The sequence below is a fragment of the Amycolatopsis panacis genome (assembly GCF_003600245.1).
Classification (GTDB): domain Bacteria; phylum Actinomycetota; class Actinomycetes; order Mycobacteriales; family Pseudonocardiaceae; genus Amycolatopsis; species Amycolatopsis sulphurea.
The window spans coordinates 102,076-126,124 of sequence record NZ_QZFV01000021.1 but is presented as its reverse complement, the minus strand read 5'-3'; the positions used below and the strand labels follow the sequence as shown (position 1 = coordinate 126,124).

The window sequence follows — 24,049 nt, the reverse complement described above, 5'->3', positions numbered from 1 at the left end:
GTGCTCGAACAAGGGCGCGGACGCGACGCGCCGGGCCCGTCCATGACCGCGGTCGACCGGCGAAGATCGCAGGACCAGGTCGTGGCCGGCCCGGCCCTCACGTTCACCGATCCGGTCGGTCCCGCCGGCGCGACTCACCTCGTGCTCGGGCACTCGCTGGGCACCTCCGCTGCGCTGTGGGCGGCTGCCGTCCCGCTGCTGGCGCGGTCGTTCCGGGTCATGTGCTGGGATCTGCCCGGACACGGTCATTCGCCTGCCGCGAGACAGGCGTTCACGATCGGCGACCTGTCCGACGGGATCGTGGCGCGCCTGGAGGCGCGCGGTGTGTCGAGCTTCCTCTATGCCGGTGTCTCGATCGGCGGCACGGTGGGACTCGACCTGGCACTGAGGCACGCCGACCGGATCGTCGCGGCCGCGATCGTCTCGTCAGGGGCGCGCGTGGACTCCCCCGCGGCGTGGGCCGAGCGCGCGGCATCGGTGCGAGCGAGTGGAACCGGTTCTCTCGTGGCCGGCTCGTTGCGGCGTTGGTTCGCTCCGTCGACCTGTGCACTGCACGCCGACAGGGCTGATCGCCTGCTTCGCGCGCTCCGCGATACAGACGACGAGAGCTATGCGCGCGCCTGTGAGGCGCTCGCCGACTACGACGTCACGGCGAGGCTTGCGCAGGTGGCGCCGCCGGTCCTGGCGTTGTGGGGACAGTATGACCAGCTCGTGCCCGAACGATGGTCGGCGCAGATCGCGAGGGGTGTGCGGCGCGGTGCCGTGCGGTGCGTGCCGGATGCGGCGCACGCCTGCCCGCTGGAGCAGCCCGAGACGGTTGCCGATCAGCTGACCACGTTCTTCGGCTCGGTCTGCCAGCCCCGGCCCGGCACCGACCGCTCGCCCGCGGGAAGGGGAGATGACATGTAGCGCCATGGTGCGTCGATCACCACTTCGAAAACCCCGTGAGAAAGACGACTCCTTGACAGAAATGGCCCTGACAGCGCCCATGCCGACCAACCACGTCCGTGACCGCATTGACATCGACCGACGACACGCGCGATCTTCGCGCAGCCAGGTGAGAGGGGCGAGTCGTGTCGGTGCTTGAAAGGCTGGAGGAGATCAGTGGGATCGGTCGCGATCCCGTGCGCGGGGGATATTCGCGTCACCTGCTCGAGCCGGCCGAGTTGGCACTGCGTGACTGGTTCCGCCGCTCGGCGCGGGAGCTCGAGCTGGCCGTCGAGGTGGACGGGAACGGCAACCTCTGGGCGTGGTGGGGCGATCCTGGACCCGGTGTGATCGCAACGGGAAGCCACCTCGACTCGGTCCCCGGCGGGGGCGCCTACGACGGTCCCCTCGGTGTGGCGAGTTCCTTCGAAGCGGTGGCGCTCCTGCGCGCGGAAGGCTGGCGTCCCGCGCGCCCGATCGCGATTTGCGCCTTCAGCGAGGAAGAGGGATCACGCTTCGGCATGCCGTGCCTGGGCGCGCGGCTGCTCGCCGGCGAGATCACCCCGGAGGCGGCTTTGGCCCGCGTCGACAGTGGCGGTGTCACGCTCGCGGACGCGTGGCGGCAGGCGGGTATGGATGTGTCCCGGATCGGTCCCGATCGTGACCGCGTCGCCCTATTGGACACGTTCGTCGAACTACACGTCGAACAGGGCCTCGACCTGGAAGAGCGCGGTCTGCCGCTCGCCGTCGCCTCGGCGATCATGGCACACGGCAGGTGGCGGCTGACGATCTCCGGCGAAGGCAATCACGCGGGCACCACTCCCATGCCGGGACGGCGCGACCCCGTCGTCGCAGCATCGGCGGCGGCGCTGGCCGTTCGCGACGTCGCGCTGGAGCACCCGACGGCCCGCGGTACGGTCGGCCGCATCGCGGTCACGCCGAACGGGACGAACGTGATCGCCTCGCGCGTCGACGCGTGGCTCGACATCCGCGCCCACTCCGACGCGCAGGTGCGTGCCCAGCTGGACTCGACCGTCGCGTTGATACGGAAATGCGTGGCGGCCGAGGGTTGCGTCCTCGATGTCCGTGAGGAGTCGTTCTCGCCGCTGGTCGCGTTCGATCAGCCACTGACCGAGCGTATTGCCGGCGTGCTCGGTGGGGCACCGTCCATCGCGACCGGTGCCGGCCATGACGCCGGTGTGCTCTCCGCGTACCTCCCGGCCGCGATGATCTTCGTGCGGAACCCGACCGGCGTATCCCACGCACCGGGTGAGACCGCGCGCGACGAAGACTGTGAAGTGGGCGCCCGGGGACTGGCCGCCGTCCTGCGTGACCTCGCTGGGAAGCCGATCCCATGACCGCCGTCGACCGGTTCTACCACTGCGGATTCGCGCTCGTCGACGGAGTGTTCCTCGAACAGGTGCGGTTGCGAGTCGTAGGCGGGGAGATAGCGGAGGTGGCAGTCGGGGTGTCGCCCCGGCCAGGCGACACCCCGCTCGGCGTGGTCGTCCCCGGATTCGTCAACGCACATTCCCATGCGTTCCACCGTGAGCTGCGCGGCCGCACCCACGCCGATGGCGGCGACTTCTGGCAGTGGCGCCACCGGATGTACCGGACCGCCGCTCGCCTGACCCCGGACAGCTATCGCGACCTGGCTGCGCGGGTGTTCGCGGAGATGCGCGACGCCGGCTACACCGCGGTCGGCGAATTCCACTACGTCCACCATGATCGGAATGGCGAGCCGTATCCCGGTCATGCCATGGAACTCGCGCTCGCCGACGCCGCCGCGTCGGCCGGCATCCGGCTCGCGCTCCTCGACACGTGTTACCTGCGGGGTGGCGTGGGGCAGCCGCTCGGCGCCGAACAGCGGCGGTTCGGGGACGCCGACGTGCACAGGTGGCTGGCACGGTGGCATGCCCTGCGGGACACGCTCGCCGGCAGCGGACGAGGACTGGTCACGCTGGGTGCGGCGATCCACTCCGTGCGAGCCGTGTCGCGCGACGATCTCGCCGTGATCGCCGACGGACTGCCTGCGGACGTGCCCGTGCACGCGCATGTATCGGAGCAGCCCGCGGAGAATCAAGCCTGCCTGGACAGCCACGGCTTGACGCCGGTCGGGCTGCTGTCCGCGCACGGGCTGCTGTCCCCACGGTTCTCGGCCGTGCACGCGACGCATCTCACCCCCGACGACATCCGCCTTCTCGGTGAGGCCGGCGCGACGATCGTCATGTGCCCCACGACCGAGGCCGACCTCGGTGACGGGATCGGCCCTGCTCCCGAACTGCTGGCCGCGGGGGCGTGCCTGGCGATCGGGTCCGACCAGCATGTTGTCATCGACCCGTGGGAGGAGCTCGGCCGCCTGGAGCTCGACCAGCGACTGCGGTGTCGACGCCGTGGGATCTTCACTCCGGAAGCGCTGTGGGGGGCCGGCACGGCAGGAGGCCACCGCTCACTCGGGTTGCCGCGGGTGCGGCGGCAGTCGCCGGGGCTGGTCGTCGGCGAGCCGTTCGACGCGATGGAGATCGACCCGGCGACGTCGCGGACGCGAGGTGCTCATTTGCGCCAGCTCCCGCTGGTCGCGCGCGCGGCGGACGTCACCGCGACGATCGTGGGCGGTCGGCTCACCCGGCCTCGGCGCTGAGCCAGCCGCCGGACGGCCCATCCGCGCCTGCCGTGGCATGGCGTTGGCGCACCGGGTCCGTGTTCGGTCCGGCGGCGTACGACGGGATTCCGCGAAGGCTCACCCCCTCCGTTTGGCGGCGACTTCGCAGGTAAGGCGGGTGAGCCGCTGGACGTAGTCGTCGTCGGAGCGGGCCAGCGGGACGAGGACCGCCAGCACGCCGACGAGCGTGCGCTGCCGGTATACCGGCGCGGCCACGGACCAGGATTCCTCCGTCGACTCGCGGGCGCTGTAGGCGTGGCCTCGCTCCCTGATCTCGGCGCACAACGCCTTTCCCTCCGGGCCAAGGTAAATCGGGCTGCGCTCGCCGGGAAGGCGGACGCCGGACCAGCCTGCTGGATTCCGCGGACTCGATGCACAGCCGGTCGTCACCGGCGCCACGAAGAACGCGTCCGCCCGCGCACGCAGGTCTCCCACAGTCTGCATGGCGATCGACCGGATACCGGCCCACAGGTCGGTCGCGGAGATCAGCTCGGGGCCGGGAATGTAGGCGCCGTCGGTATCCTGGCTGACATAGCCGGTGGATTTCAAGATGCCGAGCAGGCGGGAGGCCGTCCTCAGGCTGACCCCGGAATGTCCGGCCAGCGCGGTGAGCGTCTTCGGGCCCCGCGCGACCGCGGACAGCAGCGACAGCACCCGGGTCACCGACCGGACCCCCTGCCCGTTCGCACCTGGTTTTCGGTCCCGACAAGCGAAGGCCCATCGTGGCCAGGACCAGGTCGATTTCTTCGCGCAGGGCAACCACGTCGTGTTCCTGGCCGTACACGAGCACGACGAGGTGAGTAGCCGGGCGGGATCGCACCGCCCGGCTCTCGCAGAACCGGACTTGAACCTCTCGACTCATCCGGCTCCCATTGCCCAGCCGTCAGGACGGGCGCCGAGCCGCCAGTGCGCGAACAGGCGGGGAGATCGCCGGGCGATCTCGGCCAGCCAGGTCATTGCGCGGCGTTCTCGGCGTTTGAGCCGTTTGTATTTCCGGCAGGCCCACCGCATGAGGTGCCGGTTGAGCCTGCGGAGGAAGTAGAGCAACCTAGACTTGTAGAAGCGCCCGTAGTAGTTGATCCATCCCTGCACGACGTTGTTGAACATCCGCGCAAGGTCATCGAGGGACTTGTCACTGCGTTTGGCCAGATGCCAGGAACGGATCTCCCGGCCCATCGCCTTCATCGCGTCCGTGCTGACCGCGGGCAAGAACGACACGAAGTGCGTGCCGCGCTTGTTTCTGGCCAGCCGCGGACGGAACTCATACCCCAAGAACGTGAACTTCTCGTGCTCGTGAGAGCCGGTGCGGTCCGCGTCCTTGCAGTAGACGATGCGCGTCTTGTCCGGATGCAACTCCAGACCGACCCTCGCCAGCCGGGCAGCGATCGCGTCCCGCACCAGGCGGGCCTGCGCTTCGCTGGGGCAGTGCACCACCGCGTCATCGCAGTACCGTTCGAACCCGATGTTCGGGAACTCCCGCACCATCCAGGCATCGAACGCGTAGTGCATGAACAGGTTCGCCAACAGCGGCGAGATCGCCGATCCTTGCGGAGTCCCACGATCCCGGGCGACCAGTGTGCCGTCCTGCCGTTGCAGCGGAGCTTGAAGCCAGCGCTGCACGTAGAGCAGGATCCACTTCTGGTCAGTGTGGTGAGCGACCGCCTTGAGCACGAGATTCCAGGGCACCGTGTCGAAGAACGCCCGGATGTCGAGATCGATCACCCAATCCGCTCTCCAGCACCGCTTCCGGCACGTCCCCACCGCGTCCAACGCGGATTTTCCCGGTCGGTAGCCGTAGGAGTCCGGATGGAAGATCGGTTCGACCTTCGGCTCCAGATACATCCTCACCACCGTCTGGGCGACCCGGTCGGCCACCGTGGGAATGCCGAGAACGCGTACCCCTTTGCCTCCTGCTTTCGGGATCTCCACCGCTTTCACCGGCGGCGGGAAGTAACTGCCCGATGAGAGCCGGTTCCAAATCCGATACAGGTTCTTGTCCCGATCCTGCTCGAACTCGGCGATCGACTGCTCATCGACACCCGCCGCGCCCTTGTTGGCCTTCACCCTCTGAAAAGCTTCCCAGACCACAATCTTGTCGATCTGAAACGGCTTGTCCTGCTGCTTCGGTCCGCTCACCTGGCTCCTCCCCGCACCGCCGGTTGACCACCAAGCGAACCAGGGCAACCCGTCCCCTTCGCTCCGCCCGCATTACCAGGCATCATCGCTACTACAAGACGGTCCGCCCGCCTGCCCCGCATCGGTACTCTCTCCCTCATAGTTTCCGCTATTCGGAATTCTCCCTCGCGCCGGCCAGCCCAACACCCGACCGACGCCATCGGAGCGAGGCGTTCCCACGTTCCACACCAGTGCCTGAACCGAGCTCGCGCCACCTTTATGCCGGTCACCATCAGGGCAGTAGACAGGTATCCCCCTGACTTATCCCAGGGCAACAACTGGACCCTGGTTTCGATGACGTCAATACGCTTTCGACACTTCATCAGTGGTTCACTCACGTTCGCCTTCCCGGCTCCCACCTGACGCATCACGTGCGCCTTTTCCGTCACGCTCACCACCACGGCTCATTCACCGCAGCAACTGACGGTGGTTTGGGACCTCCCCCTGCAGGGCGATCCCGGAGGGCCAACCTCCATCACCAGTGCAGCACCGCAACCATCGGTGCGATCTTCTACATCGCAACCTCCAGTCGCGTTCGTGGCACACAATCATCCGCGTACCGGATCAACCGATAGCTGGCCTGGCCACGCAGCCGTCGTTTGCGGCGCTCCCACTCGCGAGTCGCCGGACCACCCTCGACCTGGGCGAAGTACTCGTCCAGAATCGACAGAGCGATGTTGGCCAGCAGCGGCGAGAGAATGCCTCCCTGCGGAGTGCCGGTCTCGGTATTCCTGAATTGCCGATCGCCGTCCTCGGCCTACTAGGTATTTCGGGTGCTACCCGAGGTGGGCGTTCGCTAGTCCACCCGGGTGACTCCTGGCCGAACTTAGTGAAGCTCTTCCGGCTGCCGACGCAATGGCTACACTCAGCAGCCGAGGGAACACAGCATCAGTACACCCGTCATGGCGCAGTACGGCATGTGCTACCAGACCGGTGGGGGCCGGACGGTAGGGACGCGATGGCGGGTGAGCAGTGACAGGGAGGACGTGAGCGCAGGAATGGACGCCGCTGGGGCCCGGCGGGCGATAGTACGGCTCGACGACGCCGAGGATCGGCTACCCGAGCTGCTGTTCGCTCTGGTCACCCCAGCCGAGGGTGGTCAGCCTGGCGGTATCGAGTTGCGACGCACCGCCCGCCAGGAACTGGCTGTGGTCGCCTACTCCGCGATCGACCTGCTGGTGGGCGCCTGCGGCGCGGGACAACCGTGGGTGCAGATCACCCGCGACCGGCTGATGGCGTTCTGCGAAGACCTCGACGTCGGTGTCGTGGTGCTCGACGCGGTGCTGGATCTCGCACCGCGCTACCCGGAGGTCGACAGCCGCGAGCAGTCGCCCCTGGACACCCTGGAACCCCTGGAAGAACACAACGGGCTGCTCTACGTGCCCTCACGTCCAGTCCGCGAAGGCCAGTACGTCGTGGAACTGGAACTGCAACCTGACCGGCGTGGACGCCCAGTGATGCTGGCCTACACCACCCCGGAGCTGCTGGTGGTGGGCTGCGGGGAACACCAGCCATGGGTGGCGATCCACATGGACCACATGGCCGACGCCATCGAGGAATCCGGCGCCCACGGTGTCCTGCTCAACCCGGTCCTCGCCGAGGAGTCCCGACATACAGGGCCGGTGCAGGACTGGAACTCACGCTCGGCGATCGGAGGGGAATAAGGCATGAGCATGCCCTATGGGGAGAAGAACGGCGGCTACAGCTACACACCGGATGCGCTCAACGGGATCGTCGGGCAACTACACCACGGAGAGCAGCTGCTGGACCGAGTGGCCGCCCGCGCCGTGACCGGTGTCGATGCCGGGTTCTCCTCCGCAGGAGTCGGCGCGGCGCTGGCAGGCGTGATCCGGATGGCGACCGCAGCAGCCGGTGCGCTCGGCGGCTCCGCATCGAAGGTGCATGCCGCGAACGGGGCCTACGACGACATCGAGAACACCCACGCCGGACAACTCAAGCTCAACGACAAACGGGACTCCGACCCGGATACCCAGCGGGAAACGCACGTCCACGGCTGAAGGGGGAGAGCAGCATGGGACAAGCACTCAACACCACCGTCAACGGCAGCTCCAGCACCTGTGTCGCCGCCGCCGACTGGCTGCACACCGTGGTCGACGCAGGGCACCAAGCCGCGGGAAGCGTCCGGGGAGCACGCACCAGCGCCGAAGCCGGTTGGCACGGACCGGCCAGCAACGCCTTCCGGGAATCAATCGACCACGTCGACGTGATCGCCGACCAGATGGCCGACTGGGCAGGCCGCGGCGAACGTAGCCTGCGGGACTTCGCAGCATCACTGGACGCCGTGGTCGCCCGCATGCACGATGCGCTCGCCAAGGCCGCCGCCGGGAAACTGAACGTCCAGGGCCCGTTCATCGTTGAACCCGACCCGGTGTCGATGCCCCAGCCCGGCGCACCCGTGGAGGTCTGCACCGCGAACAACCTGCACGAGAAGATCGGCGTCTACGGCGGGGACATCAAGGCGTACAACGCACTCGTCGCCGACTACAACGCCAAAGTCGCCGTCTACAACGAGTGCAAAGCCATCGTCGACGCCGCCCGCACCACCGAAGGCAACGCCCACCACGCTCTCCAAGACACCCTCGTGCTGCCGGAAGGACCTGCGGTCTCGATCGACGGCTACAAGGTGGGCACCACCACCATCGCCCGCGTGAACGGCTACATCTCCTCGTTCGAAAACCCGCGCATGGAAAACCTGCTCAAGGCACAGCGCGCCGAGGGCAGCGCCCAGTTCTTCGAGAACTGGGCCAAGGGCACCCAGCTCACCATGACCGCCTCCGAGAAGGAACTACTCAAGTGGGCGGCCGACGAGTCCCGAGGCAACAAGGCCGACTACGAGACCCGGGCACAGCAGTTCGGGAAGTACGTCGAAAAAGTCCCCGAACCGGTCCGCAAGCTCATCTCCGCCTACCCCCGGCAAAGGTGCCGTGCACATACTGCCACCGGAAGCGGGGATCGGGCTCCGGACCGGTCAGAAGCTGCTCAAAGGCATGCCCTACGTCGGCAGCCTCATCACAGCGGGCAGCGAAGCGTGGAGCGCAGCCAAAGGCGAGCAGACCTGGGGCAAGGCCGTTGCCGACACCTCGGCACTGGTCGCAGGCGGCGCCCTCGGTGCCGCCGGAGCCAGCATGGCAGCCGGGGCAATCGCGGGCGCTCCGCTCGGGCCAGTCGGGTCTCTCGTCGTCGGCACAGTTGGCGGGATCGCTGGTGCCATCGGCGGTCAAGCCGTGGCCGATTGGCTGGTACCGAAGTGAGCGAAAGGCCACACCACATGACGAACGAGCCGCCGCCGGACAACGGATCCTCATGCCCAGACCGGCTACCGCTGCGTCCGGACCCGCAGAGCGGCGAGCCGTTCCCGCCGCATGGCTTGTCGTACGTCGGTGCCAAGCAACGCGATCCGGTCCTCGACCCCAACCGTGAGACCCGGCTCTCCTACAAGCCCGAACCACCCGCCGGGCTGGGACCGGTGCTGGCGTGGCACCGCGAAAGCCGCCGAGGGAAAGCCGTGCTGGTCCTGACCGGCATCGGACTCATGCTCGTGATCGTGGCTGGGATCTCGCTGTTGAGCGGTGATGGGCTTGCCGCGTTCGGATACTGGCAAATGTGGGTGCTCGTCGCTGTCGGCACCATCCTCATGGCGGGTCCGTTCAGCTACCTCACCTACGCCGCCGGGGCCGACTGGTTCATGGTGGAACGCTCGCGCTGGGGCGTGAAAAAGCGACTGTGGGTCGACCTGTACGAACTGAAGAAGATCGACGTGTCCTACGGCGGCACCACGTTCCACCTGTTCCTCTACGACAAGGACCTGGGCCTGTCCCGCAGTTTCGAGGAACTGCAACGGGATCGCCGTATCTGGGACCTCATCTACAACGGCATCCTCCACTCCGTCGCCGCTGGTGCCCAAGTCAGCCCGCAAGCCATCGGTGTGCTGAAACTCAACGAGACCCCCGCCCTCCGTCTCCGGGACAGCGCCCGGTCCTCTGGCGATGAGTGAGGAAGACGCTGACGCCGACGATGCTGAGACCGACGGCAAACCAGCCGCTCGTCGGGGAACGCCGTGGTCGCCATGTCGGTCACCTCCTCCGGCGGGTCGAGCCGGCGCAGCTTCTCGGCGAGTCGCCGCTCGCGGCGAAGCCGGTCGATCGCACGGTTCCGCGCGGTGGTGACCAGCCAGGCGCGCGGAACGTCCGGCACGCCGTCGACCGGCCACCGTTGCGCGGCGACGGCGAACGCCTCCTGGGCCGCGTCTTCAGCGACGTGTAAGTCGCCGCAGAAGCCCACAATCGTCGCGACGATGCGGGCCCACTCCGCCCGGAAGACGGCCGAGAAGTCCTCGCCGAACCCGGTCATTCGACGAGCGGCCGGATCTCCACCGACCCGCCGAGCCGGACGGCCGGAATACGCGCAGCCAGCTCCAGCGCCGAATCCAGATCGGGCGCTTCGACGAGGTAGAACCCGCCGAACACCTCCTTGGTGTCGGCGAACGGCCCGTCGGTGATCAGGCCGCCGGCGCGCAGCGTGGTGGCCGTGGACGCCGGGCGCAGCCGCTCCCCCGACCGCACCCGCTCGTCGTCGCGCAGCGCCACATACTCGGCGGTGATGGCGGCCCGTTGCGCCTCATCGAGACCGTCGTAGGCGCCGGGCCGTTCGTTGATCAGGAGTGCGTAGCGCATCGGTCGCCCTTCCGCTCGTATACCTGCCGCAGCACGCCCGCGCCGGCGTCTTCGCTGGAGACGAGTTCCAGGTCCAGCGGAGCGGTGGCGCCCTCGAACAGCCGCCTGCCCTTGCCGACGACCGTGGGGAACACCAGCAGCCGGAATTCGTCGACGAGATCGTGCGCGACCAACTGGTCGACGATCGTACCGCTGCCGGTGACCAGGACGTCCTGACGACGCAGCCGCTGGGTGACGGCCTCGATCAGGTCGCCGTCGAGCCGGGACGAGTTGGTCCATCGCCCGAGGTCGACGGGCGAGCGGGAGACGACGAGCTTCTCCATTGCGTTCAGGCGGCGGGAAAACTCGTCATCGCGGGTGGGGAAGATCCGGGCGAACAGCTCCCAGGTGGTGCGGCCCAGCAGCTTCACGCCGGTGTCGAGGACTGTGCCCAGGTGGAACTTGTCGCCGGAGACCGGGCCCGGACCGTAGCGGAACGCCCAGCCGCCGTGCGGGGTGCCGCCCGAGCCGTCCGGGTCCTCGACAATGCCGTCGAGCGTCAGGAACTCGGCAACGATGACCTTGTGCATGGAATCCTCCTCCGTCGGTGCTTTCGCCGGGTGGACGAGCGGCTACGGCGCCGGGGGACAGTCAGCCGCTGTGGTCTACGTCACATCATTCCCGGGCTGCTTCGGGAAGGGTGGCACGCGATTCCGGCCCGGCCTGAGCCAGCCGTTGTTCGACCCGGCGCAGCACGAGGCACTGGACCGGCGGGAGGTTCTGTTCACTCAGCTCATCCAGCAGCGCCTTCGCCCGCCGGTCGAGCCGCGGCGGCTCGCGCAGTTCCGCGGTCATCGGTTTCAGCAGGTCGGCCATATCGCCGACCAGCTTGGTGAGGTCGTCTTCGGGCGTGTCCGCGTCCAGGGCGTAGAGCCGCGCCGCGAGGGGAGCGATGGCAGGCGTGCTGGTGCTGAGCACGGCCATGAATTCGGCACGGCCGGCCTCTTCGAGCAGGTGCACGGCCAGCAACAGATGCTCGTGCTGGTGCCGGTTCATCGGGGGCTCCTGCACGCCGGGCGAGCGGAGCGCGGCGAGGTCTGGGGGCAAGTCCGGCGGGGAGCCGGTGCGGCGCAGCACGGCGATGCTTTCCCGCCGTGCGGTCAGCCGGTCGATCTCCGCGGCGGTCTTGCGGTCGAGTTCGTCCAGCAGTCGCTCGGCGGCGGCCGGATCGTCCAGCACCGCGGGGATGCCGGCCAGGGGGACGCCGAGGGCGGTCAGCCGGGTGATGCGCAGCAACCGGACCAGGTGGCCCACGTCGTACTGCCGGTAGCCGCCCGCCGACCGTGGCGGTTCGGGCAACAGCCCCATCTGGTGGTAGTGGCGCAGCATGCGGACGGTGACCCCGGCGACGTCGGCGAGTTCGCTACTGAGCAACGGTTCTCTCCTTCGACCGGTCACGGCACGCGGCGATGGCTTGTGATCTGGCTCACTTTAACGTTGACCCCGACGCGGCGTCGGAGTGTGTCGTCGTCGGCCTGGCACCGACGAAAGGATCCGCTGTGACCGACTCGGCCGAACGCGTCCAGCTCACCACAACCGACTACGCCCGCGCGGAACAGATGCTCGCGCCGTACCGGGCCCGGCTCGTGCCGCGGGCCGAGGTGGTCCCGCAATGGTCGGACGACGGGGCGCGATTCTGGTACGAGGCCGGGGGAAGCTACGTCCTGGTGGAGCCCGCGAAGAGCACCCGACGCGACGCGTTCGACCACGACCGGCTCGCCGCCGCGCTGTCCCGGGTGAGCGGGACGGCCGTCGAGGCCGACGACCTGCCGCTCACGTCGATCGAGTTCGAGGTCCCCGGCCAGGACCCCGACGTCATCCGCTTCTCGGCGTTCGACGCGCGCTGGGAATGGTCGGATCAGGCCGGGACCTGCACCCGGGTCGAGGACGACCCGGTGCCGTTGCTGCCGTGGGAGATCGCGTCGCCGGACCGGGCGTGGGTGGCGTTCCGGCGGGACGGCAACGTCTGGGTGCGCAGCCGGGACGGGGAGCAGGAGTTCGCACTCACCGACGACGCCGAGGAGCACTGGGACTACGGCGGAGTGGCCGAGGCCGCGACCAAGGTGAAGCTGCCCCTGCTGGGGATGATTTCGCTGCTCGTGGCGGAATGGTCGCCGGAATCCACCCGGTTGATCACCCACCGGATCGATCAGCGCGAGTTGCCCGAGCAGGTCCTCGTGGAATCCAGCCCGAAGGACGGCGGGCGGCCAGTGACCCACCGGGTGCGCTACCCGATGCCCGGCGACGAAGCGCAGCCGACGATGACGTGGCACGTGCTCGACGTGCGCACCAAGGAGAACCTGACCGTCCCGGGCGAACCGGAGGTCCTGGGCACTCCCTACACCCTCCAGCGCCGGTGGTGGTCGGGAGACGGCGAGATCGTGCATGTCCTGTACCAGTCCCGGGACGGGCGCACCCTCGAACTGCGCCGCTTGGACCCCGCAACCGGCGCGACGAAGACGCTGATCACCGAGACCGCCGAGACCCGCGTCGATGCCTCGCCGTTCCTGCACGTGTCGCCGCTGGTGCGCTTCCTGGACTCGGGGGAGATCCTGTGGTGGTCCCAACGCGACGGGTGGGGACACCTTTATCTCTACTCGGCCGAGGGCGAGCAGCTCGGGCAGATCACCGAGGGACCCTGGCTCGTCCGCGAGGTCCTGCGGATCGACGAAGACCGCCGCCGGGTGTGGTTCCTGGCCTGCGGACTGAGCGAGGACCCCTACGTCCGCCAGATCTGCCGGGTGGATCTCGACGGTGGCGAGTTCGCGCGGATCACCGAGGACGAACTGGACCACGACGCGATCGCCCCGCCCAACGGCGAATACCTCGTCGACCGGGCCTCCACCATCGCGCTTCCGGCCCGCTCCCGGGTGCTCGGCGCCGAGGGTGAGGTATTGGTCGAACTGGAGGCCCCGGACACGTCCGCGCTGGAGGCAGCCGGGTGGAGCCCGCCCGAACGATTCCAGGCGCTCGCCGCCGACGGGCACACCCCGATTTACGGGCTGCTGTGGCGCCCGCACGGCTTCGACCCGGCGCGGCGGTACCCGGTCGTGGATCACACCTATCCCGGACCCAACATTCAGCGGGCGGCGCCGGGGTTCCGCAACCTGTTCACCGGTGAGGCCGAGGCACTGGCCGCGCTCGGATTCGCGGTCGTCGCGGTCGACGGCCGGGGAACTCCGTTGCGCAGCAAGGCTTTCCTCGACCACTCCTACGGCGACCTCGGCATGGCCGCGGCGCTGGACGACCACGTCGCCGCCATTCGCGAACTCGGCCGGCGCCACGCCTGGCTCGACACCGACCGGGTCGGCATCACCGGCCACTCCGGTGGCGGATTCTTCACCGCCCGGGCCCTGCTGACCCACCCCGAGTTCTACTCGGTGGGGGTCGCCCAATCCGGCGCCCACGACTTTTCGATCTACCTGCCGTTCTGGGTCGAGCACAATCACGGGGAAATCACCGAAGACAATCGCCGGGCACTGATCAACACCCTGTCAGCCGCGAACCTGCGCGGCAAGCTCCTCCTGATCGACGGCGAGCTGGACGACAATGTGCTGCCCTACCAGAGTTTGCGCCTGGTCAACGCACTCATCGACGCCGATGCCGACGTCGACATGCTGCTCATCCCCGGCGTCGAGCACAGTTTCCACGGCCGCCACCACTACGTCACGCGGCGTACTTGGGACTACCTCGTGCGCCACTTGCACGGCACGGAACCGCCGTCCTACCGCGTCGCGCCGTTCCCGCCGAAGCCGATCTGGGCCATCCAGCCGAGTTGAGCAGGTGGATCGCGGCCTCACCGCCACCGACCAACCCCAAGCACCACCACCGCTGCGGCAAGCCCTGCGCACCCTCAACCACCACGTCGACGACTACATCAACCACGCCCGCCTCAAGCCCGCACCCTGAAACTTGACACAAATACGAAGAACTCATCAACCAAGTTGATCTAGGCCAGGCAGGCAAACCGCGTCACATTGCGGCTGCGGAGTCATGTGGCCGCATGGCGCGCAGCATTGTCGACTGGCACCCGTTCCTGATTCCAGACATCGTGCGCACTCGTGCCTATGCCGAAGCTGCGCTCCGCCTCAGTGCGTTCCCTCGCGAGGCCGTGAATGAGGACCTGCTCAACACGCGGACGCTGGCCGCCGTGGGTGACCTTCACGAAAACGCAGACGTCGCTATCTTAATCGGCGAGCGAGCGATCACGCATACCATCGGCGATCCGCTCCTCGCCTCGCAGCAACTGCAGTTCCTGCGCCTGCTGGCCGATCCCCAACGCACGCCGAACGTCACCATCAACATCGTGCCCAGCCACAACGGTGGAGCGGAGCAGGCATTTACCCGCTACTACACCCACGCAGGGCCGATCACCTACGTCTCCCACGGATTCTGCGGCTCGTTCACGCTCGACCATCAGGAACTCTACGGCGCGGTCATCGACCAGCTCGCCGCCACGGCCTGCAACCCCAGAGAGTCAGCGATCCTGATCGCCGAACACGTTCGGCGGCTTCATCGCGGGCTTCCCGCTGCGAACCGCGACGCCGATGCGTTGTCCGGCGAGGCGGAACCAGGCACCTGAGCCCACGGACTAGCGGATCTTGCCCTGCTGCCGGAGCAAGCCGCTGACCTGCGGAAATGCGAGCGCACGGAATTGATGCGACGAATGAAAGGAACACGACGATATGGCGTCGGACAAGCCGGAAATATCGGCCGAGGAACGAGAGGCTGAACTGCGTGATGTCCTGGGAGCTGCGGCCGAGAAGCTGCGGCAGGCAGTAACCGCGCGCGAGGTGCCACCTCGAATCGGAGCATCGCTCGCGGAGTGCTTGGACGAGCTCACCGCACAATTGCCCGAACTCCGGGAATCCGGCGGCGAGCACGCGGCGGATGAGTAGAAGTACTCACCCGCCGCTTGAGTAGTCGTGCCTGAGTGAGAGGGTAGTGTCACCCGACTGTGCCCACAGGCGTGTATCGCCTCGTCCCGGTCCCGTATCCTGTGACGGAACGGTCACGGGGAGGGATCGAGTATGGGTTTCACGACGGTGCCGGACGCCTTGCGCGGGGCGCGCAGCGCCGCTGGCGAGAAGGTGGGCAGTCTGCGCGGCACGGACTACGTGGAGCCGGTCGGCCGGGTGGCGGGTGCCGTGCAAGGCGGTAGTGCGGCGGCAGCCGCAGCGCACTGTCAGGACGCCTTGTCCGCCACGTTCACCAAATGGTGCGCCGATGCGCAGCGCCTCGCCGATCACCTCGGCGTGGCCGCCGACCGGTATCAGCAGGGCGACCACACGGCGGCCGGGGTGTTCCCATCCGCAGCGCCGACGATGCACGGGCCGCGCTGATGGTGTCGCTAGCCGATGTCCGCGCCTGGAATCCCGGCACGCTGGACGAGATCTGCTCACTCTTGCAGGCCCGGGCGCAGGTCCTCGTCCACGACGGGGACGACTACGGCAAGGTCTTGCCCGTCGAGGGCTGGAGCGGGCCAGCGGCCGACAACGCGGCCGAACAGCACCGGGCGTTGATGCGGCAACTGGACACGATCGCCGCCGGAGCCGCCGCGATGGGCAAGGCCATCGGGCAAGCGTCCGACGCCATCACCGGTGTCCAACACGCGCAGGCCAACGCCGACGAACTGGCCCGGAAATACGGATTCCAGATCACCGATGCGGGCGGCATCACCGACACCTATGCGGGCAAGCAACCGCCGCCGGAGATGCACCCCGAAGACCGGGAACGTACCCACACGCAATTGGTCGACGAGGTCGCGCAGATCCTGCGTACCGCGAACGACATCGATGCCGATCTCGCGTCAGTGCTGGACCGCGCGGCGGCGGGCCAGTTCGGCACCGGTGACGAATCCACCGTCGCCGCAGCAGCTGCAGACGGGGTCAAAGACCCTGGCCTCACGCTGCCGGAACCGCCGCCGAACGCGACCGCGTCGCAGAACGCCGCCTGGTGGGCCACCCTCTCTGAGGCGGAGCGGAACATCCTGTTGCGAGATCATCCCGATTGGCTGGGGAACCGTGACGGCCTGCCCGGCGATGTCCGCTCGAAGGCGAACATCGCCCGGATCCCCGGCGAGCGGGCCGACCTTCAACGTCAGCTTGACGAGGCAAAGAAGAACCTCGAACTCGTCAAGGACCAGCCTTACCGGTCTCCTAACATGCTGCCCGACGCACTAGCCGACGTCCGTAAAATCGAGGCGAAGCTCGCGTCCCTGAACACGATCGAAACTACGCTCGCAAAGGGTGACCGGCAGCTACTTACCCTGGACGCATCAGGAGACAGGCTAAAAGCCGCAATAGCAGTCGGCAATATCGACACAGCGAAGCACGTCGCTGTCTTCACGCCGGGCTTTACTTCCACAGTGGACCACAGCATGGCTGGCTATGACACCGATATGGAGAATCTCCAGAAGCACACACAGTTGATTTCGTCTCGGTACGGTGACGGTGCCCAGGTCGCCACTGTCGCATGGCTGGGCTATGAGGCTCCACAGAACGACGATGTGATCAACGGCAACCTATCGGTGGGATCTGACCATCTTGCGCAGATTGGCGCAAAGAAGCTCGACGGCTTCCTCAACGGGATCGGTGCATCCCATGAAGTGCAGAACCAGCCGTTGCACCTGACCGCGCTCGGCCACTCCTACGGCAGCCTCACCACCGGCATCGCACTGCAACAATCGACGCCCGTGAACGACGCGGTCGTTTTCGGCTCCCCGGGGCTTGATGCCCAGCAACGCAGCGACCTCCAAGTGCCGCAGGGTCATCTGTTCTCCGCTGGGGCCGATCAGGACTCGGTGCCGAAACTTGACGTCGCCAACCACTTCGGGGTTTCCCCCTACGACATGTCCGGCATCGACCGCATGAGCACCGGCGATGCAGTCACCGTGGACGGCACACCTGCGCACGCGACCCACACCCACGGCCAGTACCTCGACGACGGCTCGACATCGCAGTACAACATGGCCGCGATTACGGCAGGTCGTCCTGACCTTCGTGTCAACTACGTCGCGCCTCCACCGCCGCCTCCGCCCCACATGCCCACCCATCGATGACAAAGGCCACGTCGATCACATGAAAAACCACCTCATTCGCGGACTGGCCAGCGGAATCGTCGTTCTCGCGCTGGCCAGCTGCACTAACCCAGGCACGCAGGAGCCAACTATGAACTCGGACGAGAAGACTGCGGCTCAGCAGTTCAGTCAACTCATGCAACGTCCGGATATCAACCAGGTGGCAGCGCGCTACGACGAGATGTTTCAGAAAGTTCGGGAACAACTGGCGGCCAAATTCCCGGCACTCCACTGGAAGCAGACAGATCAGCCTGGCCGGGCTGGCTGCAGCCAAGAATTCGCGGCAATCGATGTCTCTGGACGCGCCGACGCCGAGACGCACAGCTTTCCCATCTGGACAGCTCCAGGAAATCTGCCCGATGCGGAATGGCAGCAAGCCGCGGCCGACGTTCGTGAAATCGCTCGAAACTACGGCTTCGACGCCGGACAAGTCACCGTAAAACGACCTAACGATAACGAGATTGTTTTTCGTGACCAGTACCGAGCTGAGCTTAACTTCGGCTCCGCCATCAACACGACGCTACTGGTTCGCACCGGGTGTCATCTGACGGTAGAAGCCAAGAAGCGGGGCAGCCTCGCACCTATCCCTTCGTATTGAGATCCGCGTAATCCTGCCACCCAGTACGGCCGAGCGGAGCGAACAGCGGGCTTAAGTTCGGGAGCGAGCGCGTGATTTGGCTCAGTGCAGGCTCCGCCCGGGTGCCTCCGGCCAGAACCGAGATGTAGGCGCTCACCCCATCGTTCTCGCCAGTCGAGCGGTACCACTGTGCTGCACATGAGCAGCTGTGCAGGTGGAAGGGTAGGTGTGGAGTGCACTAGAAGACTCATGGTTGTCGCCGGAACGTGTCATTTCGTGCGGGCAGCGGAGCAGTTGCACACAACTCAGCCGGCACTGTCCCAGGCGATTCGCCAGTTGGCGGCGGAGTTGAGTGTCTCGCTTTTCGCACGCACGACGCGGCAGGTGTCGCTGACGCCGGCGGGAAGTTCCTTCTCGCGCAGACGCGGCGAATCCTGGGCGTGCCTGTCCTTGAGCCCAGCGTAACGTCGCCGCGTACGCCTCAAGGGCGCCTGCGCCGGAGTCCATAGCGACTCCGGCGGTGAACCATTTGCCCGGCTCGCAGGAGGACTTGTCGTGAAACGCGCCGACGGCGGACACTTGCGATGAACCGGTGTCGACGGACCGCAAACCGTCGGCAGCTTAGCTGAAGCATCATCGGTCAGGATGTCGAGGCCGTCGTTCCAGGGGGTAGTGAAGTCCATCAGCGCATCGTGCACGCCGGCATGGCCGTACAAACCCGTGTCGCCACACAGGCCACGCAGCTCGAAATGTTCCTGGTCATGCACACTTTCAGTGATGCCGCGCGCTGTCTCGTCCACAGCTGACATGGGCGAGCCTTCGCAGACGCGGCCCGGGCGGCGGAGACCGTTCGGACTCAAGTCGCCCCCGAGGGCCCGGGTCCGCGCGTGGCTCTCCGGCCGTCAGCTCAGCGAAGATCTCGAGCACCCGTTCGCCGGTCTGCCGTTGCTTCGGCAAGCCTGGGGCGGGTTGCGCACTGTGCGCCGAGCCGTCCGCACCACACTTGAACGGTCAATACGCATCCGGCCTGCCTCAACGCCCGAAAGAGTCCCGTAGAACGGGCAGATGACCGTGAATCCGTTGCCCGCATTAACAGCGTCGATCACATCATTCGCTTTAATCACTGAAATGGAGTACGTGATCGGAATCCTTTCCCCCGAAGGAAGGCAGGCCCGCAGCGCTCGAAAACATGTTGCGCCTGGACACGGTTCCCTGCCCACAAACAGGTGAATATCGGCGAACGGGCCACCAAAAATTGCATCGGACGGTCAGACTGTCCGGCATGTGTACGAGATTTCTGTGGTCATCAATGGGTGAGCCCGGCAAAGGCAACGTGCTCGTCGGCCGGAGCATGGACTGGTACCAGGACACCCAGACGAACCTGGCGGTGCGCCCCCGCGGCGTGGAACGCCAGAGCATCCCCAGCGACCCTGACGATCGCGGCGGTTTCTCCTGGACTTCCGAGTACGGCAGCGTCGTCGCGCTCATGTACGGCCAGGCCGTGGTCGACGGCGTCAACGAAAAAGGGCTTCAGGCCTGCGGGCTCTACCTCTCCGAGTCGGATTACGGCATTCGCGATCAGAACCGCAAAGGGCTCGAGCTGTACTCGGCGATCCAGTGCCTGCTCGACCGCTTCGACACCGTTGCCGCGGCCGTCACCTGGATCGTGGACAGCGATGTGCAGCTCATCGAGATGAGCCTGGGCGAAAAGCCGGGCACTGGCCACATCGCGCTCGCGGACCTCAGCGGTGACTCCGCCATCGTCGAGTTCCTCGACGGCAAGGCCTCCGTACATCACGGCCCCGAATACACCGTGATGGCAAACTCGCCCGTGTACGCGGAGCAGCTGGAACTGGTGAAGGAGTACCCGCCGTACAACGACAACAACACCCTGCCCGGCGGCACGGAGTCGCCGGAACGCTTCGCCCGCGCCGTGTACTACTCCACGATGCTCCCGCCCACCGAGGAAACGCGCGAAGCCACGGCCTATGCCTTCAGCGTGATCCGCAACGCCTCGGCGCCCTTCGGGACCGTGGATGTGATTCGTCCGAACATCTCCACCACGCGCTGGCGCACCGTCACCGACCTGACCGAACGGCGATACTTCTTCGAGTCCACCACGAGCCCGAACGTGGTATGGATCGAACTTGACCAGCTGAATTTCGACACATTGAATGAGGAGCGGCAACTCGACCTGGTGAATGAGCCCGACCGTGTCGGCGATGTGACCGAGGAGTTCACCGCCGTATAGCGGTGGAGGGCTCCGCCGTCTTTGCCCACTGCGAGCGGGCGCGGCTGCCCACCGCCGGGCCCGGACACGTACTCCCGCACGAAGGCGAGGGGGTCGCGTTGGCGGGCCTGGCGGCAAAAACTCATCATGGCTGACGGCGGTCGCCGCCAGTCTCGACGCCCCCGTGCTACGCCTGGTAGTCGTGTTCGCTCCCACCGCGAGCCGACGTTTCAGATCCTCGTACCGCTGTGCGAGGCGGCCGCCGCGACGAAGCGCATCGCGAATCTGATCTGCTCGATCCGCTGGGGTCATACGGACGCACCTCTGCCCGCCCGTCCGCCATGCAGGGGCATCCTCCACAGAAATGCGTGGCTACCACGCCTTCTTCACCGAGCGGCTGCCCGCCCTTGTCCAAGCGAACAACGTCGACAGTGCTCTGGACGTCGTCATCTCGACCATGGCACCGGAGGATCAAGCCTGCGTGGCCGAGAACCCCGAGGTACTGACCGAACTGCTCGATTCGATGGCCGGGAAATCGGTGCTGGCACACTCGTCACAGGAGGGGCCGTTGTTTCTTCCGCTGTTCGAGGTAATCGGCGTAGGCCCGCTTCGTGCTGTCGAGTTCCGAGACCTGCGCGACCGGAACATCCCACCAGCCTCCGCCGTCCGGCGCGTAGGCAAAGGGATCCGAGTGTATGTGGATGAGCGTGGGCCCGCTGCTCGCCTTCGCCGTCGCGACCGCCGCGGTCAGTTCCTCGATCGCGTCCTTCCCGGGCCGGACCTCGATCACGTCGATCCCGTAGCTGCGGGCGTTCGCCGCGAGGTCCACGGTGAGCAGGTCACCGGACTCGAAGTTGAGCCGGTCGTGATCGAGATGGCGGTAGCGGGTACCGAACCGCTGGCTCCCCACGGTTTCGGACAAGTGGCCGATCGACGCGTAGCCCTCGTTCTGGACGAGCACGACGATGAGCTTGATCCCCTCGGCCACCGCGGTCGCCAGCTCGGAGTGCAACATCAGATAGGAACCGTCGCCGACCATGACGATGACCTCGCGATCGTCGCCCAGCGCGGCGAGTCCGCGCTTGGCCCCGAGGCCGCCGGCGATCTCGTATCCCATCGTGGAAAACGCGTACTCGACGTGATAGCCGAGCGGATCCCGGACCCGCCACAGCTTGTGCAGGTCGCCGGGGAGACTTCCGGCCGCCTGGACCAGCACGTCGCGCGGGCCGGACGCCGAGTGCACCGCCCCGATGATCTCGCCCTGCCCGGGCAGGGCGGCGCCGGTGGCCCTGAGAGCCTGATCCACGACGACATCCCAGTCGCGCTTTTCCTGGCCGGCGCGCGCCGCGTACTCCGGGGCGACGCGGTATCCGACGAGCCGGGCGAGCAACGCGTCCAGGGTTTCGCGTGCGTCCGCGATCAACGGCAGCTGCGTACCGTGCTTGTACGCGTCAAACGAGGCGACGTTGACGTTGACGAACGTCACGTCGGGATTCTGGAAGGCAGAACGGCTTCCGGTGGTGAAGTCGCTGTACCGGGTGCCGATCCCGATCACGACGTCCGCGTCCGCGGCGATCCGGTTGGCCGCGGTCGTGCCGGTGGCGCCAACCCCGCCGAGGTACTGCGGGTGATCCCAGTTCAGGGCGCCGCCGCCGGCTTGGCTCGTGCCGACGGGGATTCCGGTGGCCTCGGCCAGCCGGCGCAGCGCGTCCTCCGCGCCGGAGTAAAGGACCCCGCCGCCCGCGATGACGAACGGCCGCTCGGCGTCGCGGATGGCGGCGACCGCGGCGTCCAGCGCCCACCGCTCCGGCACCGGATGCCTGATGTGCCACTCCCGGTCCCGCAGGAACCCGGCGGGCACGTCGACCGCTTCGGCCTGCACGTCCTCCGGCAGCGCGATGGTGACCGCGCCGGTCTCGGCCGGATCGGTCAGCACTCGCATGGCCGCGAGGGCGATCGAGTACAGCTGCTCGGGCCGCTCGACTCGGTCGAAGAACCGCGATACTGGCCGGAAGGCGTCGGTCACCTGCATCGAGGTGTCGTGCGGGTGCTCCAGCTGCTGCAGCACCGGGTCGGCGACCCGGGTCGCGAAGGTGTCGCTGGGCAGCAGAAGCACCGGCAGCCGGTTGGCCGTCGCGAGCGCCGCGCCGGTGAGCATGTTGGCCGCACCGGGGCCGACGGAGGCGGCAGCGGCAAGAGTGGCACGGCGGCGGTGCATGCGCGCATATCCCACACCCTGATGCACCATGGCCTGCTCGTTCCGCGCCTGGTGATACGGCAGCAGATGCGGCTGGGTCACGTTGTACTGCTTGATCGCCTGGCCAAGCCCCGCGACGTTGCCATGGCCGAAAATGCCGATGACCCCGCCGATCGTGCGTACTCGGACATCGCCGTCGACCGTCCACTGGTGACCGAGAAACTCGACCAGCGCCTGGCCGACCGTCATTCTGCGAGTCGTCATCGCGATACCCCTTCGGCCGTGGAAAGGAAGGGCAGCCTGGTGTCGGGCGCATCCCGCGCCCATCGCGAGCGGATCCAGGCCTGGCGCGGATCGTCGGATACCAGCCAGACCCGTTCGGGATCGGGCCCGGCCATGACGTTGAGGTAGTACAGGTCGTACTCCGGTGCGGCGGCAGCCGGCCCGTGGTAGCCGTAGGGCACCAAGGCGATGTCGCCGGTGCGTACCAAGGCCTGCGTGTCTATCTCCCGGTCACCGGAGGTGTAGGTGGCGAAGCTGCCGAAGGCGTCCGCCCCGTCGGGCGCGCCGATGCCCCGGGCCGGGGCCGCTTCGAAGTAGTAGATCTCCTCCAGCCGGGACTCGTGCCCCGGCACGTGCTCGTCGTGCTTGTGCGCCGGGTGGGACGACCAGTTGCCTCCGGGAGTGATCACCTCGCACACAATGAGGGCCACGGCGTCCAGCGCGTCCGGGGTGCCGAAGTTGTGGACCTGCCGGGTATCCCGGCCCGCTCCCCGGATCTCCACCGGCACGTCGGACCGGGCCAGATACCTGCTCGGCCGGGCATCGCCGGTGGGCGCTTCCGCCACCGCCACCCGGCCGTGGCCCCGGATTTCCGCTCCCGTACGGGCGCCGAGGTAGAGCACGTCGGTGGGGCCGTCGAAGACGTGCGCTCGGCCCGCCAGCTCGGTCACGGTGCCCTCGTGCCCGACGCTGAACGAGCCCGACAGCGGTACGACGATCCGCTCGACGTCACGCCGCGACAGCCCGACTTTGCCGCCGTCGAGCGCGGCAACCCGGATCCCGGTGTACTGCCAGCCGGGAATGCTGGTGTCCACCACGGATTCCCAGTTTCCGCTGGGCAGAGATCCCCGCGGGAAGAACCACTCGTTGCGTACTGACATGGTGACGCGGCCTTTCGCTGCTAGTCGTTGCCGGGAAGCCGAGGTCGAGACCGCCGTGCGACGGATCCGGCCGCCGGGAGGTGACAGCCTCGAGCTGCGTGCAGAACTTCACACCCTCCGTTCCATGAGCCTTGGTGTCGCCGAACATCGAGGCCTTCCACCCGCCGAAGGAGAAGGTCGCGACGGGCACCGTGATGCCGATCATGCCTGCCTGGGCCGTTTTCCGGAACCGGCGGGCCGGCCCGCCGTCGTTGGTGAAGATCGTGGCGCCGTTGCCGAAGGCACCGGAATTGACGAGCCGCACGCC

At 67.3% G+C, this 24,049-nt stretch carries 24 protein-coding genes and 2 pseudogenes; 16 read left to right on the top strand and 10 right to left on the bottom strand.

Annotated elements, in window-relative coordinates; all coding sequences use genetic code 11:
- The 3 genes from D5S19_RS02145 (at position 1) to D5S19_RS02135 (ending at position 3,568) form a co-directional block, all read left to right on the top strand.
- Positions 1-909, top strand: coding sequence for an alpha/beta fold hydrolase (locus D5S19_RS02145; RefSeq protein WP_199730273.1), 909 nt, complete (start codon positions 1-3; stop codon positions 907-909).
- A 164-nt stretch (positions 910-1,073) separates the two neighbouring features.
- Positions 1,074-2,285, top strand: a complete 1,212-nt coding sequence (locus D5S19_RS02140; RefSeq protein ID WP_120021626.1) for an allantoate amidohydrolase — start codon at positions 1,074-1,076, stop codon at positions 2,283-2,285.
- A complete protein-coding gene (locus D5S19_RS02135; RefSeq protein WP_120021625.1) occupies positions 2,282-3,568 on the top strand; it encodes a formimidoylglutamate deiminase in 1,287 nt (428 codons plus the stop codon). The genes D5S19_RS02140 and D5S19_RS02135 overlap by 4 nt, the downstream gene beginning before the upstream one ends.
- A gap of 99 nt (positions 3,569-3,667) precedes the next feature.
- Here D5S19_RS02135 and D5S19_RS02130 read toward each other — a convergent pair whose 3' ends face one another.
- Positions 3,668-4,252 carry a helix-turn-helix domain-containing protein gene (locus D5S19_RS02130; protein WP_158605470.1) on the bottom strand — a complete coding sequence of 195 codons (585 nt, stop codon included), beginning with the start codon at positions 4,250-4,252 and terminating at the stop codon, positions 3,668-3,670.
- Between the two features lie 195 nt (positions 4,253-4,447).
- Positions 4,448-5,725, bottom strand: a complete 1,278-nt coding sequence (gene ltrA, locus D5S19_RS02125; protein ID WP_120021623.1) for a group II intron reverse transcriptase/maturase — start codon at positions 5,723-5,725, stop codon at positions 4,448-4,450.
- 1,004 nt (positions 5,726-6,729) lie between these two features.
- Here ltrA and D5S19_RS02115 point away from each other — a divergent pair.
- The 4 genes from D5S19_RS02115 to D5S19_RS32765 are packed head-to-tail and all read left to right on the top strand — an operon-like array spanning position 6,730 to position 10,048.
- On the top strand, positions 6,730-7,428 hold the full coding sequence (locus D5S19_RS02115) for an SAV_915 family protein (protein WP_147397308.1): 699 nt from the start codon (positions 6,730-6,732) through the stop codon (positions 7,426-7,428).
- A gap of 3 nt (positions 7,429-7,431) precedes the next feature.
- Positions 7,432-7,782, top strand: a complete 351-nt coding sequence (locus tag D5S19_RS02110) for a hypothetical protein (RefSeq protein ID WP_120021621.1) — start codon at positions 7,432-7,434, stop codon at positions 7,780-7,782.
- 14 nt (positions 7,783-7,796) lie between these two features.
- A complete protein-coding gene (locus tag D5S19_RS32770; protein ID WP_233573668.1) occupies positions 7,797-9,779 on the top strand; it encodes a hypothetical protein in 1,983 nt (660 codons plus the stop codon).
- Positions 9,776-10,048, top strand: a complete 273-nt coding sequence (locus tag D5S19_RS32765; protein WP_233573672.1) for a hypothetical protein — start codon at positions 9,776-9,778, stop codon at positions 10,046-10,048. Before D5S19_RS32770 ends, D5S19_RS32765 begins: the two co-directional genes overlap by 4 nt.
- Here the strand turns inward: D5S19_RS32765 and D5S19_RS32760 are convergent.
- The 4 genes and pseudogenes from D5S19_RS32760 to D5S19_RS02090 form a co-directional block, all read right to left on the bottom strand.
- Positions 9,962-10,135 (bottom strand): annotated as a pseudogene (locus tag D5S19_RS32760) (RNA polymerase sigma factor); the annotation flags it as partial. The gene D5S19_RS32765 and the pseudogene D5S19_RS32760 sit on opposite strands and share 87 nt — an antisense overlap.
- Positions 10,132-10,458: a YciI family protein gene (locus D5S19_RS02100; protein WP_120021619.1), complete on the bottom strand. Its 327-nt coding sequence runs from the start codon at positions 10,456-10,458 to the stop codon at positions 10,132-10,134. The pseudogene D5S19_RS32760 and the gene D5S19_RS02100, both read right to left, overlap by 4 nt.
- Entirely contained in the window at positions 10,440-11,027 is a 588-nt protein-coding gene (locus D5S19_RS02095; RefSeq protein WP_120021618.1) for a dihydrofolate reductase family protein, read from the bottom strand. The genes D5S19_RS02100 and D5S19_RS02095 overlap by 19 nt, the downstream gene beginning before the upstream one ends.
- Before the next feature lie 85 nt (positions 11,028-11,112).
- Complete coding sequence (locus D5S19_RS02090) at positions 11,113-11,871, bottom strand: MerR family transcriptional regulator (RefSeq protein WP_120021617.1); 759 nt, start codon at positions 11,869-11,871, stop codon at positions 11,113-11,115.
- Positions 11,872-11,996: 125 nt separating this feature from the next.
- Between D5S19_RS02090 and D5S19_RS02085 the strand changes: the two genes are divergently transcribed.
- The 8 genes from D5S19_RS02085 to D5S19_RS34010 all read left to right on the top strand — a co-directional run bounded on the left by D5S19_RS02085 (position 11,997) and on the right by D5S19_RS34010 (position 18,617).
- Complete coding sequence (locus tag D5S19_RS02085) at positions 11,997-14,276, top strand: S9 family peptidase (RefSeq protein WP_233573667.1); 2,280 nt, start codon at positions 11,997-11,999, stop codon at positions 14,274-14,276.
- Between the two features lie 4 nt (positions 14,277-14,280).
- A complete protein-coding gene (locus D5S19_RS33480) occupies positions 14,281-14,406 on the top strand; it encodes a hypothetical protein (RefSeq protein ID WP_267901052.1) in 126 nt (41 codons plus the stop codon).
- A gap of 94 nt (positions 14,407-14,500) precedes the next feature.
- A complete protein-coding gene (locus tag D5S19_RS02080) occupies positions 14,501-15,079 on the top strand; it encodes a Scr1 family TA system antitoxin-like transcriptional regulator (protein ID WP_120021615.1) in 579 nt (192 codons plus the stop codon).
- 103 nt (positions 15,080-15,182) lie between these two features.
- On the top strand, positions 15,183-15,395 hold the full coding sequence (locus D5S19_RS02075) for a hypothetical protein (protein WP_120021614.1): 213 nt from the start codon (positions 15,183-15,185) through the stop codon (positions 15,393-15,395).
- Between the two features lie 132 nt (positions 15,396-15,527).
- Positions 15,528-15,839 carry a type VII secretion target gene (locus tag D5S19_RS02070; protein WP_020659687.1) on the top strand — a complete coding sequence of 104 codons (312 nt, stop codon included), beginning with the start codon at positions 15,528-15,530 and terminating at the stop codon, positions 15,837-15,839.
- Complete coding sequence (locus D5S19_RS02065) at positions 15,839-17,557, top strand: alpha/beta hydrolase (RefSeq protein ID WP_158605469.1); 1,719 nt, start codon at positions 15,839-15,841, stop codon at positions 17,555-17,557. Before D5S19_RS02070 ends, D5S19_RS02065 begins: the two co-directional genes overlap by 1 nt.
- Positions 17,558-17,666: 109 nt before the next feature.
- Positions 17,667-18,173 carry an LppA family lipoprotein gene (locus D5S19_RS31880; protein WP_158605468.1) on the top strand — a complete coding sequence of 169 codons (507 nt, stop codon included), beginning with the start codon at positions 17,667-17,669 and terminating at the stop codon, positions 18,171-18,173.
- A gap of 177 nt (positions 18,174-18,350) precedes the next feature.
- Positions 18,351-18,617: a helix-turn-helix domain-containing protein gene (locus tag D5S19_RS34010; protein ID WP_407641698.1), complete on the top strand. Its 267-nt coding sequence runs from the start codon at positions 18,351-18,353 to the stop codon at positions 18,615-18,617.
- Between the two features lie 24 nt (positions 18,618-18,641).
- Here D5S19_RS34010 and D5S19_RS34005 read toward each other — a convergent pair.
- Positions 18,642-18,731 (bottom strand): annotated as a pseudogene (locus D5S19_RS34005) (hypothetical protein); the annotation flags it as partial.
- A gap of 730 nt (positions 18,732-19,461) precedes the next feature.
- On the opposite strand from D5S19_RS34005, the gene D5S19_RS02050 reads away from it, so the two are divergent.
- Entirely contained in the window at positions 19,462-20,403 is a 942-nt protein-coding gene (locus D5S19_RS02050; protein ID WP_158605467.1) for a linear amide C-N hydrolase, read from the top strand.
- Between the two features lie 532 nt (positions 20,404-20,935).
- On the opposite strand, the gene iolD is transcribed toward D5S19_RS02050, so the two are convergent.
- Genes iolD through D5S19_RS33715 form a run of 3 tightly spaced genes read right to left on the bottom strand, consistent with a single transcriptional unit; the run spans position 20,936 to position 24,046 of the window.
- Positions 20,936-22,843: a 3D-(3,5/4)-trihydroxycyclohexane-1,2-dione acylhydrolase (decyclizing) gene (gene iolD / locus D5S19_RS02045; protein WP_199730271.1), complete on the bottom strand. Its 1,908-nt coding sequence runs from the start codon at positions 22,841-22,843 to the stop codon at positions 20,936-20,938.
- The gene (iolB, locus tag D5S19_RS02040) at positions 22,840-23,676 is read right to left on the bottom strand and encodes a 5-deoxy-glucuronate isomerase (RefSeq protein WP_407641697.1); all 837 of its coding nucleotides are present in this window, start codon (positions 23,674-23,676) and stop codon (positions 22,840-22,842) included. The genes iolD and iolB overlap by 4 nt, the downstream gene beginning before the upstream one ends.
- Positions 23,591-24,046, bottom strand: coding sequence for an aldehyde dehydrogenase family protein (locus D5S19_RS33715; protein WP_325050205.1), 456 nt, complete (start codon positions 24,044-24,046; stop codon positions 23,591-23,593). The genes iolB and D5S19_RS33715 overlap by 86 nt, the downstream gene beginning before the upstream one ends.
- Positions 24,047-24,049 lie beyond the last annotated feature (3 nt).